The sequence below is a fragment of the Tissierella sp. QWL-11 genome (assembly GCF_058683765.1).
The window spans coordinates 2,246,247-2,260,857 of sequence record NZ_CM178750.1; the positions used below are offsets into that span (position 1 = coordinate 2,246,247).

Annotated in this window: 13 protein-coding genes, 1 tRNA gene and 1 other annotated feature; all 14 genes read right to left on the minus strand. The window is 33.9% G+C overall.

The features are described from left to right. Positions 1 to 102: 102 nt before the first annotated feature. Positions 103 to 3,633: a DNA-directed RNA polymerase subunit beta' gene (rpoC, locus tag AC4PG3_RS11235; protein WP_492196718.1), complete on the minus strand. Its 3,531-nt coding sequence runs from the start codon at positions 3,631 to 3,633 to the stop codon at positions 103 to 105. A 62-nt stretch (positions 3,634 to 3,695) separates the two neighbouring features. Next, positions 3,696 to 7,370 carry a DNA-directed RNA polymerase subunit beta gene (gene rpoB, locus AC4PG3_RS11240; protein WP_492196719.1) on the minus strand — a complete coding sequence of 1,225 codons (3,675 nt, stop codon included), beginning with the start codon at positions 7,368 to 7,370 and terminating at the stop codon, positions 3,696 to 3,698. A gap of 300 nt (positions 7,371 to 7,670) precedes the next feature. After that, entirely contained in the window at positions 7,671 to 8,054 is a 384-nt protein-coding gene (gene rplL, locus AC4PG3_RS11245; protein ID WP_492196720.1) for a 50S ribosomal protein L7/L12, read from the minus strand. A gap of 41 nt (positions 8,055 to 8,095) precedes the next feature. Beyond that, positions 8,096 to 8,623, minus strand: coding sequence for a 50S ribosomal protein L10 (rplJ, locus tag AC4PG3_RS11250; protein WP_492196721.1), 528 nt, complete (start codon positions 8,621 to 8,623; stop codon positions 8,096 to 8,098). 22 nt (positions 8,624 to 8,645) lie between these two features. Then, positions 8,646 to 8,775: a sequence feature (ribosomal protein L10 leader region), on the minus strand. 46 nt (positions 8,776 to 8,821) lie between these two features. Continuing rightward, entirely contained in the window at positions 8,822 to 9,526 is a 705-nt protein-coding gene (gene rplA / locus AC4PG3_RS11255) for a 50S ribosomal protein L1 (RefSeq protein ID WP_492196722.1), read from the minus strand. Between the two features lie 51 nt (positions 9,527 to 9,577). Further along, complete coding sequence (gene rplK, locus AC4PG3_RS11260; RefSeq protein ID WP_492196723.1) at positions 9,578 to 10,003, minus strand: 50S ribosomal protein L11; 426 nt, start codon at positions 10,001 to 10,003, stop codon at positions 9,578 to 9,580. A 91-nt stretch (positions 10,004 to 10,094) separates the two neighbouring features. Then, positions 10,095 to 10,649: a transcription termination/antitermination protein NusG gene (gene nusG, locus AC4PG3_RS11265; protein WP_492196724.1), complete on the minus strand. Its 555-nt coding sequence runs from the start codon at positions 10,647 to 10,649 to the stop codon at positions 10,095 to 10,097. Between the two features lie 34 nt (positions 10,650 to 10,683). Then, entirely contained in the window at positions 10,684 to 10,890 is a 207-nt protein-coding gene (secE, locus tag AC4PG3_RS11270; RefSeq protein WP_492196725.1) for a preprotein translocase subunit SecE, read from the minus strand. A gap of 24 nt (positions 10,891 to 10,914) precedes the next feature. Then, on the minus strand, positions 10,915 to 11,064 hold the full coding sequence (gene rpmG / locus AC4PG3_RS11275) for a 50S ribosomal protein L33 (protein ID WP_492196726.1): 150 nt from the start codon (positions 11,062 to 11,064) through the stop codon (positions 10,915 to 10,917). Positions 11,065 to 11,248: 184 nt separating this feature from the next. Beyond that, positions 11,249 to 12,442 (minus strand): elongation factor Tu, encoded by a 1,194-nt coding sequence (tuf, locus tag AC4PG3_RS11280; protein WP_492196727.1) that lies wholly within the window; start codon positions 12,440 to 12,442, stop codon positions 11,249 to 11,251. A gap of 70 nt (positions 12,443 to 12,512) precedes the next feature. Continuing rightward, positions 12,513 to 12,588 (minus strand) — tRNA-Thr (locus AC4PG3_RS11285). 53 nt (positions 12,589 to 12,641) lie between these two features. Further along, the gene (gene sigH, locus AC4PG3_RS11290) at positions 12,642 to 13,280 is read right to left on the minus strand and encodes an RNA polymerase sporulation sigma factor SigH (protein ID WP_492196728.1); all 639 of its coding nucleotides are present in this window, start codon (positions 13,278 to 13,280) and stop codon (positions 12,642 to 12,644) included. Between the two features lie 65 nt (positions 13,281 to 13,345). Then, the gene (locus AC4PG3_RS11295) at positions 13,346 to 13,879 is read right to left on the minus strand and encodes an NYN domain-containing protein (RefSeq protein ID WP_492196729.1); all 534 of its coding nucleotides are present in this window, start codon (positions 13,877 to 13,879) and stop codon (positions 13,346 to 13,348) included. Further along, a complete protein-coding gene (gene rlmB, locus AC4PG3_RS11300; RefSeq protein ID WP_492196730.1) occupies positions 13,860 to 14,609 on the minus strand; it encodes a 23S rRNA (guanosine(2251)-2'-O)-methyltransferase RlmB in 750 nt (249 codons plus the stop codon). Before rlmB ends, AC4PG3_RS11295 begins: the two co-directional genes overlap by 20 nt. Positions 14,610 to 14,611: the final 2 nt, after the last annotated feature.

Sequence of the window (14,611 nt, forward strand, 5' to 3'; positions counted from 1 at the left end):
CTCTCCCTTTGCTACATTTAAAAGATTATGTGAGCCTAAACCCACATAATCTTTAAATTATCTAGAGTTCATAACTAGTTTACACACCATAACATTTTATCATCAGATAATTTCACTGTCAACATCATTTTCTTCTAAAAGTTCAATATTTTCTTCTAAAACTACTTCTACATCCCTGTATCTTCTCATACCAGTACCTGCAGGAATTAATTTTCCTATAATTACATTTTCCTTTAATCCTAAAAGGTGATCTTCTTTTCCTTTTATAGCTGCTTCTGTTAAAACTCTTGTAGTCTCTTGGAAAGAAGCCGCTGATAGGAATGAGTCTGTTGCAAGAGAGGCCTTAGTTATACCAAGTAAAGTTCTCTTACCAGTTGCAGGCTCTAAACCTTCTTCTATTGCATTTTGATTTTCTTCTTCAAAATCACTTAATGTAACTAAGCTACCTGGTAACATATCAGTATCTCCTGCTTCTTCTATTTTAATTTTAGAAAGCATTTGTTTTACTATTATTTCGATATGCTTATCGCTTATGTCAACACCTTGAAGTCTATATACCCTTTGTACTTCCTTAATCAAGTAATTTTGAACTCCTTGAATTCCTAATATCTGCAATATGTCATGAGGATTCACAGATCCATCAGTTAATTCATCTCCAGCTTCAATCTGATCTCCATTTCTAACCTTCATTCTAGATCCATAGACTATATTATAACTAGCACTTTCTCCATTAGAACCTGTTACTATTACTTCTTTCTTTTTCTTGGTTTCATTTATGCTAACTGTACCTGCAATTTCAGATATAATAGCAAGTCCCTTTGGTTTTCTAGCTTCAAATAACTCTTCTACCCTAGGAAGACCTTGAGTGATATCGGCTGCTGCTGCAACTCCTCCTGTATGGAAAGTTCTCATTGTAAGCTGTGTTCCCGGCTCTCCTATTGACTGAGCAGCTATTATACCTACTGACTCTCCTATACCTACTGACTCTCCTGTAGCTAGGTTCCTACCGTAACAATGAGCACATACTCCAAACTTCGTCTTACATCCTAATACTGATCTTATTTTGACTTCTTTTATGCCAACATTTTGAATTAATTCAGCATCTATATCTGAAATCATTTCATTTTCTTTTACTATAATTTCTCCAGTTTCTGGATTCACTATATCTTCGAAGGCATATCTTCCTTCTAATCTATCTTTTAGTTCCTCTATAACTTCTCTTCCATCTTTAAAAGCTTTTACTAAAAGATATTGATCTGTATTACAATCCCATTCTCTAACTATTACATCTTGACTGACATCTACAAGTCTTCTAGTTAAATAACCCGAATCCGCTGTTCTAAGGGCTGTATCTGCAAGTCCCTTTCTTGAACCATGTGTAGAAATAAAGAATTCTAGTACATCAAGGCCTTCTCTAAAGTTACTCTTTATAGGAACCTCTATAGTTCTACCAGATGCACTGGCCATAAGACCCCTCATTCCACCTAATTGTCTTATCTGGTTTTTACTACCTCTTGCTCCAGATAAAGCCATTATATACATATTGTTTAGTGGGTCCAAGCTATCCATTAGAGCATCTGTTACTTCATCTGTAGTCCTATTCCAAATCTCTATTACTTTTTCATATCTCTCATCATCAGATATTAATCCTCTACGATAAGAGCGTTCAAATTTATCTACTTCTTTTTCAGCTGCTTCTATTAAAGCTTGCTTTTCATCTGGCACAATTACATCATGCATTGATACAGACACTGCACCTATAGTCGAATAGTGATATCCCATTTCTTTTATATCATCTAGTAATTTTGCAGTTACAGCATTCCCATATTTTCTATAACACTTATCTACTATAACTCCTAAGAATTTCTTATCTACAACACGATCTACTTCAAGAGAATAAGGATCTTTTTCTCTATCTACAAAACCTAAACTTTGAGGTATTTTTTCATTGAATATAAATCTACCCACTGTACTTTCAACTAGTTTTCCAGGATCATCTTCATTTAATTTAAGTCTGACTTTTACATTTGCATGAATTCCTACAAATCCATTGTAATGAGCTAAAATCATTTCATCAAAGTTTTTGAAAATTTTCCCTTCTCCTATTTCTCCAGCTTTTTCCATACTTAGGTAATAACTACCTAGTACCATATCTTGAGTAGGAGTTGAAATCGGCTTTCCATCTTTTGGTGCTAGTATATTGTTAGTGGAAAGCATCAAAAGTCTAGCCTCTGCTTGAGCTTCCGTTGATAGAGGAACATGGACTGCCATTTGGTCTCCATCAAAGTCTGCATTATAAGCTGTACATACTAGAGGATGTAATTTTATAGCTTTCCCTTCAACTAAAACAGGCTCAAAAGCTTGTATCCCAAGTCTATGCAAAGTAGGAGCTCTATTTAGTAATACAGGGTGATCTTTAATAACTAAGTCTAATACATCCCAAACTTGAGGCTTTGATCTTTCTACCATTCTCTTAGCAGATTTAATATTATGAGCATGATCTTCTTCAACTAACTTTTTCATGACAAAGGGTTTAAATAGTTCTAAGGCCATTTTCTTAGGTAATCCACATTGATATAATTTAAGTTCTGGACCTACTACTATTACAGATCTACCTGAATAGTCTACCCTTTTTCCAAGTAAGTTCTGTCTAAATCTACCTTGTTTACCCTTTAACATATCTGAAAGAGATTTAAGTGGTCTATTTCCAGGTCCTGTTACAGGTCTACCTCTTCTTCCATTGTCGATTAAAGCATCTACAGCTTCTTGAAGCATTCTCTTTTCATTTCTAACAATGATTTCTGGAGCTCCTAAGTCTAATAATCTCTTTAATCTATTATTTCTATTTATAACTCTTCTATATAAATCATTTAAATCAGACGTAGCGAATCTACCACCATCTAGCTGTACCATCGGTCTTAAATCAGGTGGTATTACTGGTATAGCATCTAAGATAATCCACTCTGGTCTATTACCAGAGTTTCTAAACGCCTCTACCACTTCTAGCCTTCTAGTAATCCTAATCTTCTTTTGTCCTTTGGCATCCTTTAGCTCTTTTCTTAATTCGCTAGATTCTTTTTCTAAATCTATATTAGAAAGTATAATCTTTATTGCCTCTGCACCCATCATAGCTTTAAACTTATTTGGATATTTCTCTAAGTTATCTCTGTATTCACTCTCAGTTAATAGTTGTTTTTCATATAAAGGAGTGTCTCCTCCATCAATAACTATATAAGAAGCAAAATATAATACTTTCTCTAAAGCTCTAGGGCTCATGTCTAAAATAAGTCCCATTCTACTTGGTATACCTTTGAAATACCATATATGAGAAACTGGAGCAGCTAATTCAATATGTCCCATTCTTTCTCTTCTAACTTTAGATTTTGTTACCTCAACACCACATCTATCACATACTACACCTTTATATCTTACTCTCTTATATTTACCACAATGACATTCCCAGTCCTTTGTAGGTCCAAAAATCTTTTCACAGAATAGACCTTCTTTTTCTGGTTTTAAAGTTCTATAGTTTATTGTCTCAGGTTTTTTTACCTCTCCTTTAGACCATTGCCTAATCTTTTCGGGAGAAGCTAATCCAATCTTAATTGAATCAAAAGTATTTAACTCAAACAAGGAGCAATCTCTCCTTTCCATAATAAATTAATAAAGAAATTATATTTAAATCTAAAATATATTTACTCTTCCTCATTTATATCTTCGTCTTCTAAGATAAAACCTTTTGGAAGTTCTTCTCCTACTTTTTTAACCCCTGATAAAGAGTCATCCTTATCTAGAGTGTCATCACTTGAATACTCTTCACTTATTGACTCTAAGTCTGTCAAATCATCATCTGTTGATTCTTTTATTTCTACTTCATCTTTTTCTTCACTTAGTACTTTCATATCAAGAGCTAAACTCTGTAACTCTTTTATAAGCACTTTGAAGGATTCTGGAATTCCCGGTTCTGGAATGTTTTCTCCCTTCACTATCGCTTCATAAGTTTTCACCCTACCTACAATGTCATCAGATTTTACAGTTAAGATTTCCTGTAAAGTATGAGATGCACCATATGCCTCAAGGGCCCAAACTTCCATCTCTCCAAATCTTTGCCCTCCAAACTGAGCTTTACCTCCTAGAGGTTGCTGAGTAACTAGAGAATAAGGACCTGTTGATCTGGCATGGATTTTATCATCTACAAGATGGTGAAGTTTTAGCATATACATATATCCTACTGTTACAGGACTATTGAAATACTCTCCCGATCTACCATCTCTAAGTTTGATCTTACCATTAGCTGGATATCCAGCTTCTTCTAGAGCTTTAAAGATATCTGCCTCATTGGCACCATCAAATACAGGAGTTGCAATATGCCAACCTAGTTTTTTAGCAGCTAATCCCAAGTGTACTTCTAGTACTTGACCTAAGTTCATACGAGAAGGTACTCCTAGTGGGTTTAGAACTATTTGTACTGGTGTACCATCTGGTAAGTAAGGCATATCTTCTTCTGGAAGTATCCTAGATATTACCCCTTTATTACCATGACGACCACACATCTTATCTCCTACATTTATCTTTCTCTTAGTAGCTACATATACTCTGACCATTTGATTTACTCCAGGTGAAAGTTCATCTCCATTTTCCCTTGAATAGACTTTTACATCTACTATGATTCCAGTTTCTCCATGGGGAACTCTTAGGGATGTATCCCTTACTTCCCTAGCTTTTTCTCCAAATATGGCCCTCAATAGCCTCTCTTCTGCTGATAATTCCGTCTCACCCTTTGGAGTTACCTTACCTACTAGTAAGTCTCCAGATTTAACCTCTGCACCTATTCTTATAATACCCCTGTCATCAAGATCTTTTAACATATCTTCACCAACATTTGGGATATCTCTGGTTATTTCTTCTGGTCCAAGCTTTGTATCTCTAGCCTCAGATTCATATTCTTCAATATGCACCGAAGTAAGGGTGTCTTCTTTTAATAGTTTTTCGCTTATTAATATTGCATCCTCATAATTATAACCTTCCCATGTCATGAAAGCTATAAGTAAGTTTTTACCTAAAGCAATTTCTCCTAGTTCAGTACTAGGTCCATCGGCTATTACAGTATCCGCTTTTACTCTTTCTCCTAAAGATACAATAGGTCTTTGATTTATAGTGGTCCCCTGATTGGAGCGCTTGAATTTTAATAATTTATATTTATCCAATTCGCCATCTGAGTCTCTTCTAACTATTATTTCTGAAGAACTCACCTTTTCTACTACACCATCATTTTTAGCAACCACTACTACTCCAGAGTCTTTTGCAGCTTTATATTCTATACCTGTACCGATTATAGGAGCTTCCGCTTTTAATAACGGAACTGCTTGACGCTGCATGTTCGCTCCCATTAGAGCTCTATTGGCATCATCATTTTCCAAGAATGGTATCATCGATGTTCCTACTGATACTAATTGTTTAGGCGAAACATCCATGTAGTCAATTTCAGTACTTGGGAATATATCTACTACCCCATTTTTACCTCTGGCTACAACTTTGCTTTCTACAAACTCATGATTTTCATTTAACTTTGCATTGGCTTGGGCAATATTAAACTCATCTTCCACATCTGCAGTTAAATAATCTATTTCCCCAGTTATAAGGCCTTTTCCTCTTTCAACTTTTCTATAAGGGGCTTCTATGAATCCATATTCATTTATCCTACCATAGCTTGCTAAAGATGTAATAAGTCCTATATTAGGGCCTTCAGGAGTTTCTATCGGACACATTCTACCATAGTGAGAGTGATGCACATCCCTTACTGCAAATCCAGCTCTCTCTCTACTAAGTCCACCAGGTCCCAATGCAGACATTCTTCTTTTATGAGTTAATTCTGCCAAAGGATTGGTCTGGTCCATAAATTGAGACAACTGACTGCTTCCAAAGAATTCTTTAATAGAGGCAACTACTGGTCTAATATTTATAAGAGCTTGAGGAGTTGCTACATCAACATCTTGAATAGTCATTCTCTCTCTAACTACTCTTTCCATCCTTGATAGTCCAATCCTAAATTGATTTTGTAAAAGTTCACCAACAGATCTTATTCTTCTATTACCTAAGTGATCAATGTCATCTGTATATCCAATTCCATTGAAAAGATTAAACTCATAGTTTAAACTAGCAACTATATCATCTAGTATAATATGTTTAGGTGAAATTTCTTTTATCCTCTCTTCAATCTCGCTTTTTAACTCTTCAGGATCTTCATAAGTTTCTATTAACTCTTTCATTACAGGATAATAAACTTTTTCTTTTAAGCCTAGATCACTTAGAGAAAACGGAAGATCAAAAGCATTTGGACTAACAAATTTATTGCCTAAAACTCTAACTATTTTATCATCTTGTCCTAATACATCTACTACATAGATCCCGCTGTTTTCAATTTCTATAGCAAGGTCTCTAGATATAATTTCTCCCTTTTCAACAAATAATTCTCCTGTTTCAGGATTTATAATATCTTCAGCAGCCTTTCTTCCGTATATCCTATTATATAAAGCTAGTTTCTTATTGAATTTATATCTTCCAACCTTAGCTAGATCATATCTTCTATAATCAAAAAACATATTATTTATCATAGAACTAGCACTATCCACAGTTGGAGGTTCTCCTGGTCGAAGCCTTTTATATATTTCTAAAAGAGCTTCTTCTTGAGTTGTAGTGCTATCTTTTTCAAGAGTATTTAAAACTTGTTCAGTTTCTCCAAGTACAGATATGATTTCTGTATCACTTACTATTCCTAAAGCCTTCAATAGAACCGTTGCAGGTACCTTTCTAGTTCTGTCTACTCTTACATAGACTATATCATTGGAGTCTGCTTCATATTCTAACCAAGCACCTCTATTAGGAATTACTGTTGAAGAGTATAATCTCTTTCCAGTTTTATCTATACTTTCTACAAAGTATACACCCGGAGATCTAACTAGCTGACTTACTACTACCCTTTCAGCTCCATTGATAATAAAAGTTCCCTTTTCTGTCATCAATGGCATGTCTCCCATAAAGACCTCTTGCTCTTTTACTTCTCCTGTTTCTTTGTTAATTAATCTAACCTTTACCTTTAAAGGTGCAGAATAATTAGCATCTCTTTCTCTTGCTTCATCTTCATCATACTTTAAAGAATCTCCTATATTGTAGTTTACAAACTCTAAAATAAGATTACCCGTGTAATCTTGAATTGGAGAAATGTCTTCAAAAACTTCCTTTAAACCTTCTTCTTGAAACCACTCAAAAGATGATTTTTGCACCTCAATCAAATCAGGTAGATCTAATACTTCTTCAATACGAGAATAACTCATCCTGACTCGTTTGCCATATGTTACAGGATGTACCATAAAAAATTCACCCCTTATTAAACTAAAATATCCAAAAGCACTAAATACTTTTGGTAATACATTCCAAATATATATATAATATTGCCATATAGACAATTAATTATACAAAAAAACATAATTATCTCTATTATCGCAGTATTTTATACTATCATACATAGGATAATATGTCAATAATCTAAGCAATAAAAAATTTAAATCTATGTACGAAAAGCCTATATTAGATAAAATAGTAAAGTAACAACTTTCCTATAGATTAATAAAAAAGGCTTTCTTAAGAAAGCCTTTTTTATTTGTGTTTTACTATTTTACTTCTACAACTGCTCCTGCTTCTTCTAATTTAGTTTTCATTTCTTCAGCCTCTTCTTTAGAAGCTCCTTCTTTTATTGGTTTTGGAGCATTGTCTACTAATTCTTTAGCATCTTTAAGTCCTAATCCAGTGATTTCTCTAACAGCTTTTATTACTTTGATTTTTTGTCCACCTGCTTCTGCAAGTACTACATCAAATTCAGTTTTTTCAGCTGCTGCAGGAGCTGCGCCTCCAGCTGCTGGTGCTGCTGCTACAGCTGCAGGAGCTGCTGCACTTACACCAAATTCTTCTTCTAAAGCTTTTACTAAATCAGCTAATTCTAATACAGTTAAATTCTTTACTTCTTCTATTAAGTTTGTTACTTTTTCGCTTGCCATTTTTATAAATACCTCCATTTAATATTCATTTTATTTTATTTTTATGCTTCTTTTGTTTCAGCTACAGCATTTAATACTATAGCTAAGGATCTTATTGTACCTTGAAGTACATTTGCAAATCCTTGAATTGGTGCGTTTAATCCACCTAGAGCTTGAGCAATAAGTACTTCTTTTGATGGTAAATCAGCTAGATCTTTTACTTGATCTACATTGATTATTTTCCCATCTACTATACCAGCTTTTATCTCTAATTTTTCATTGTCTTTAGCAAATTCAGATGTTATCTTTGCAGCTTGAACTGGATCACCATATCCAAAAGCTACTGCAGATGGACCTTTTAAAAACTCATTAAATCCTTCAAATCCTGAATCTTTAAAAGCAAATCTCATCATAGTGTTTTTGTAAACTTTATATTCAACTCCAGCTTTTCTATATTGTTCTCTTAACTCTGTTAATTGTTCAACATCTAAGCCTCTATAGTCTACTAATATTATGGATTCCGCATCTTTAATTTTCCCTTTTATTTCTTCTACATTTTGAGTTTTAGCTTGAAGGGTTTGTTCCTTCACTGACGTCACCTCCCATAATTCATCTAAATAAATAAAAGTCCCTTACGTAGACACGAAGAGACTCTAATTTCAAATTAGTATAATCTTCACCTCGGTAGGTAATTTAAACTCTTAAGAGTTCCTACTGTCTACGGTAAGCTATTTAATTAACATAAATATAATATCAACAAAGTTTGTACTTGTCAACAATTTATTTATTTATTTATTTTCTGAAAGTTTTTGTGGGTTTATTTTAACACCAGGACCCATAGTGCTTGATAAGGTAACAGTTTTTAAATATCTACCCTTAGCAGCTGAAGGTTTTGCTTTCAATAAAGCATCCATCATTGTTTCAAAGTTTTCTTTTAACTTTTCTTCTCCAAAGGAAACTTTTCCTATTGGAACATGTACTATACTTGCTTTATCTACTCTGTATTCAACTTTTCCTGCTTTTATTTCCTTAACTGCTTTCTCTATATCAAAAGTTACAGTTCCTGATTTTGGGTTTGGCATAAGCCCTTTAGGTCCAAGCAATCTACCTACTCTACCTACTACACCCATCATATCCGGAGTTGAAACTACTACATCAAAATCTAACCAGTTCTCTGATTGGATTTTTTGCACCATTTCTTCTCCACCTACAAAATCAGCACCTGCAGCTTCTGCTTCTTTTTGTTTTTCACCTTTAGCTATAACTAATACTTTTCTACTTCTTCCTGTTCCATTAGGTAATACTATAGCCCCTCTTACTTGTTGATCTGCGTGTTTAGGGTCTACTCCCAATCTAACAGCTAAATCTACTGTTTCATCAAAACTAGCTTTTGCAGTTTTAAGTACTAAGTCCATAGCTTCGTCAACATCATATAAATTAGTTCTGTCTATAAGCTTAAAACTCTCTTGATATTTCTTTCCTTTTTTTGCCATTTATATTCATTCCTCCTTGTGGTATACGGAATTAACCTCCCACTAATCTATTTAAGCTTCTACTTCCACACCCATACTTCTAGCTGTTCCTGCTATCATATTCATAGCAGCTTCAATAGAACCTGCATTTAAATCCGGCATTTTTATTTCAGCTATTTCTTTTAATTGAGCCTTGCTTAGTTTTGCAACTTTGTTTTTGTTTGGTTCAGATGAAGCTGTTTCAATCCCCAAAGTCTTTTTAATTAATACTGCAACTGGTGGAGTCTTAGTTATGAAACTAAATGATCTATCTTGATAAACTGTAAGAACTACTGGAATAATCATTCCTGCTTGATCTGCTGTTTTAGCATTGAACTCTTTAGTAAATTGCATTATATTAACACCATGTGGTCCAAGAGCTGTTCCAACTGGTGGCGCTGGAGTTGCTTTCCCTGCAGGTATTTGTAATTTTACAACGGCTATAACTTTTTTTGCCATTTGACTTACACCTCCTCATATACTTGTGGTTTAACGGGATATCCCTTCCACTTTTTTGAAGCTATTTAAAAAGCATAATTGCTTTAAAAAACTAATTTTTTTCTATTTGGTCAAACTCTAACTCTACTAAGGTCTCTCTTCCAAACATAGAAACATAGACCTTTACTTTTTCCTTGTCCATATTTATACTTTCAATGTTTCCAACGAAATTTCCAAAGGGACCAGATGTGATTTTTACTGCATCTTTAACTTTAAAGTCAATATTAGGAGCTACAACCTCTTGAACTCCCAATGCTTTTACCTCTTCTTTGGACAAAGGAATAGGCTTAGATGCAGGTCCTACAAAGCCTGTTACACCTCTGGTATTTCTAACTAAATACCAGGATTCATCATTAACTATCATCTTAACTAAAACATATCCAGGAAATAATTTTCTTTCTTTCAATTTCCCCTTTGTACTGCCCGCTTTAGTTTCAACATATTCCTCAGTTGGGACCGCTACTTCAAATATGTCATCTTTCATACCTCTATTTTCTACCATCTTTTCAAGATTAGCTTTAACCTTATTTTCATGACCAGAATAAGTATGAACTACATACCAATTAGCATCTTTGGCCCTTTCTTCTCTACTTTTGAATTCTACCATCTATAGGGACCTCCGGGTCCTTCCCTCCCTCTTACTACTGAATAATTAAACCTAAAGCACCATGCATTAGTAAATCAAGTATATATACAATTAAAGAAATAACTCCACTTAATAGTATAACTACTCCAGTATAATTTATTAATTTATTTTTATCTGGCCAAATTACCTTTTTAAATTCAGACTTAACTCCTCTAAAATATCTACTCAATTTAGACTTACTGCTTCCAGCTTGAGTTGCCATGAGTTTCACATCCTTAATTAATAATTATTTTGTTTCTTTATGCACAGTATGCTTCTTGCAGAATTTACAATATTTATTAAGCTCTACTCTTTCTGTAGTATTCTTTTTATTTTTTTTAGATACGTAATTTCTTTGTTTACATTCAGTACATGCTAATATAATTCTATCTCTCATATAAAACACCTCCTAGTGTACAATATCTATATGAAAATATTCTTATTTACGGTACTTATATAAATTATCATAAATAAAATTGTATGTCAATAAATATATCTATTGTATTGTTACTAATTACTGTTTCCATCTTTTTTCATTTTAATCATAAAACAAGGGAGGGCTTAGCCTCCCATATTTAAAATTATCCAATAATCTTAGTTACAACTCCTGAACCTACTGTTCTTCCACCTTCACGTATTGAAAATCTTAGTCCTTCTTCTATTGCTATTGGTGTTATAAGTTCTATAGTGAATTTGGAGTTATCTCCTGGCATTACCATTTCTACTCCTTCTTCTAACTGAATGTCTCCTGTTACATCTGTTGTTCTGAAGTAGAATTGTGGTCTATATCCGTTGAAGAATGGTGTATGTCTTCCACCTTCATCTTTTGATAGTACATATACTTCTGATTCGAATTTTGTAAAAGGTTGTATTGATTTCGGCTTTGCTAATACTTGACCTCTTTCAATTTCTTCTCTTTGTACTCCTCTTAGTAATGCTCCTATATTATCTCCTGCTTGTGCTTCATCTAGTAGTTTTCTAAACATTTCTACTCCTGTTACTACTACTGTTCTTGGAGCTTCTGCTAATCCTACTATCTCTACATTGTCTCCTGTTTTTACTACTCCTCTTTCTACTCTTCCTGTTGCTACTGTTCCTCTTCCTGTTATTGAGAATACGTCTTCTACTGGCATTAGGAATGGTTTGTCTGTATCTCTTTCTGGTGCTGGAATGTACTCATCTACTGTCTTCATTAATGCTACTATTTTATCTCCCCATTCACTGTCTGGAGCTTCAATTGCTTTTAAAGCTGATCCTACTGTGATTGGTGTTCCATCTCCATCAAAGTCATATTCAGATAGTAATTCTCTTACTTCCATTTCTACTAATTCGATTAGTTCTTCGTCATCTACCATATCTTCTTTGTTTAAGAATACTACTATTTTAGGCACTCCTACGTTTCTTGATAGTAAGATATGCTCTCTTGTTTGTGGCATTGGACCATCTGCTGCTGATACTACTAGGATTGCTCCATCCATTTGTGCTGCTCCTGTGATCATGTTCTTTACGTAGTCAGCATGGCCTGGGCAGTCTACGTGTGCATAGTGACGAGCATCTGTTTCGTATTCTACGTGAGATGTTGAGATTGTAATTCCTCTTTCTCTTTCTTCTGGAGCTTTATCTATATTGTCATAGCTTACTCCTTCTCCTGAACCAAATCTGTTGTTTAATACTATTGTGATTGCTGCTGTTAGTGTTGTTTTACCGTGGTCTACGTGTCCTATTGTTCCTATGTTTACGTGGGGTTTATTTCTTTCAAATTTTGCCTTACCCATTTTCTACTCCTCCTCAATAATTAAAATCTTTAAGAAAACTCTGCCGTGTGTTTCATTTCTATATTCTTAATGGAGCCCACGACCGGATTTGAACCGGTGACCTCTTGCTTACCATGCAAGTGCTCTACCTACTGAGCTACGTGGGCCAGTTGCTACATAGTTTACTACTTTCTTGACTACTTGTCAATATAATTTTCCCTTAAGAATAATTTAAACATTTCTCAAGCTTTTTCTTTACCCTTTGAAGTGCATTATCTACACTCTTCGGATCCCTATCTAGTTCTTTTGCTATATCTTGATAAGAACCTCCCTTTACATATGACTCTAAGACTTCATATTCTAATTCACTAAGAGAATTTAAAATATCAGTTTCCATATTGTTTACATTCTCATTGCCTATGCATACCTCCATGGGATCAGTAATAGCAAAGCCCTCTATCATATCTAATAAAGTTCTATCAGATCCTTCTTCATAGACAGGTTTATTTAAAGATATATACGAATTTAGCGGTATGTGCTTTTGCCTAGTTGCAGTTTTGATTGCTGTAATAATTTGTCTAGTAATACATATTTCAGCAAAAGACTTAAAAGAAGCAAGCTTGTCCTTATTATAGTCTCTTATGGCCTTAAAAAGGCCTATCATACCCTCCTGTATAATATCATCCCTGTCTGCACCTATTAAAAAATACATACATGCCTTCCCACTGACATAGTTTTTGTATTTGTTTAATAGATAGTCCAATGCTAAATGATCTCCATCTCTTGCGATACTTACAATTTCTTCATCCCTCATATCCTCATAAAAAGAATCTAACTTCTTCTGCAAAGAATGTCCCAAATTGAGTCCCCCTCTATCCCAAGCAATCACTATAATTATAAATAAATTTATAATTATAGTCAAGACTAATCCTTTGTTTTTCCCCAATTATTTAATTTTTCTATTATTTCTTTATCTAATCCATTAAGATGTAAATTTTCTTTTTGTTTTTTAGAAATGATTCTCTTCTCAATTATCCTTTTTTTATTTAATATTTCTATTTCTAACTCCCTAGCAGATATCCGTGTCCCTCCCCTGGATAGAATCATCTGTTGCTCTAGCCAATCCGAAGTTGCTACTCGGATTTTTTTAATTCTCCCAAGGGAATCTAAGGTCTTTTCAATATAGTGATCTGCTGTATGATTTTCTTTAGTAAATACTACCTTTATTCCCTTATAGTATTCTTCTTTTCCATTGTTAGATTTCACTAAATGAGCGTCAAATACTACAATGATTTCAATACCTGAAATGTGATGGTACTCTGCTAATATTTCTAAGAGTTCAATCCTTGCCTCCTCTAAATTTATATCAGATATTTTTCTCAAACTATCCCATGCATTTATAATATTATAAGCATCTACAAATAAATATTCTTTTTGCTTATTTTTCTTTTTTCTCATGCCTTACCTTTACTACTTCATATATTAAAATAGCTGCAGAGGCTGAAGCATTCAAAGAAGATACTTTTCCCATCATTGGAATTTTAATAAGCACATCACATTTTTCCTTTACTATTCTAGAGATGCCTTTCCCTTCATTACCTATTACAAGTGCTATTGATCCCTCCAAGTTTTCATTATAGTAAAATTTTTCACCATCTATATCTGCACCATATACCCATACTCCATCTTTTTTCAATTTTTCTATGGTGTTGGCAATATTTGTGACATTTGCAACTAAAATATGCTCTACAGCTCCAGCAGAGGCTTTATACACAGTTTGATTTACCATAGCAGATCTTCTCTTTGGTATAATAACTCCATGGGCTCCTGCTGATTCTGCAGTCCTAATTATAGCCCCTAGATTATGAGTATCTTCAATATTATCTAAAACTATAATAAATGGATCCTCTCCCAAAGCCTTGGCCTTATTCAAAATATCATCTACACTGGCATATTCATATCCTGTAACCAACGCAGCTACTCCTTGATGTGCATTTCCATCTGCCATAGAGTCAAGCTTTTTCTTATCTACTTCTTGAATTATTATATTCTTACTATTTGCTATCCCAATTATCTTTTTTATAGAACCTTTAAGATCTCCCTTTAGAATATATAATTTATCTATACTTCTATTTGTCTTTAATAGTTCTAATACAGGATTTCTCCCTACAATATACTGTTCATCCATAG

Excerpts from the sequence above, each read along its gene's own strand:
- secE (WP_492196725.1), bottom strand. The coding sequence starts at position 10,890 with ATGGCAACTCAAGCTGGAAGCAGTAAGTCTAAATTGAGTAGATATTTT.
- nusG (WP_492196724.1), bottom strand. The coding sequence starts at position 10,649 with ATGGTAGAATTCAAAAGTAGAGAAGAAAGGGCCAAAGATGCTAATTGG.
- rpmG (WP_492196726.1), bottom strand. The coding sequence starts at position 11,064 with ATGAGAGATAGAATTATATTAGCATGTACTGAATGTAAACAAAGAAAT.
- tuf (WP_492196727.1), bottom strand. The coding sequence starts at position 12,442 with ATGGGTAAGGCAAAATTTGAAAGAAATAAACCCCACGTAAACATAGGA.
- rplA (WP_492196722.1), bottom strand. The coding sequence starts at position 9,526 with ATGGCAAAAAAAGGAAAGAAATATCAAGAGAGTTTTAAGCTTATAGAC.
- rlmB (WP_492196730.1), bottom strand. The coding sequence starts at position 14,609 with ATGGATGAACAGTATATTGTAGGGAGAAATCCTGTATTAGAACTATTA.
- AC4PG3_RS11295 (WP_492196729.1), bottom strand. The coding sequence starts at position 13,879 with ATGAGAAAAAAGAAAAATAAGCAAAAAGAATATTTATTTGTAGATGCT.
- rplL (WP_492196720.1), bottom strand. The coding sequence starts at position 8,054 with ATGGCAAGCGAAAAAGTAACAAACTTAATAGAAGAAGTAAAGAATTTA.
- rplK (WP_492196723.1), bottom strand. The coding sequence starts at position 10,003 with ATGGCAAAAAAAGTTATAGCCGTTGTAAAATTACAAATACCTGCAGGG.
- rpoB (WP_492196719.1), bottom strand. The coding sequence starts at position 7,370 with ATGGTACATCCTGTAACATATGGCAAACGAGTCAGGATGAGTTATTCT.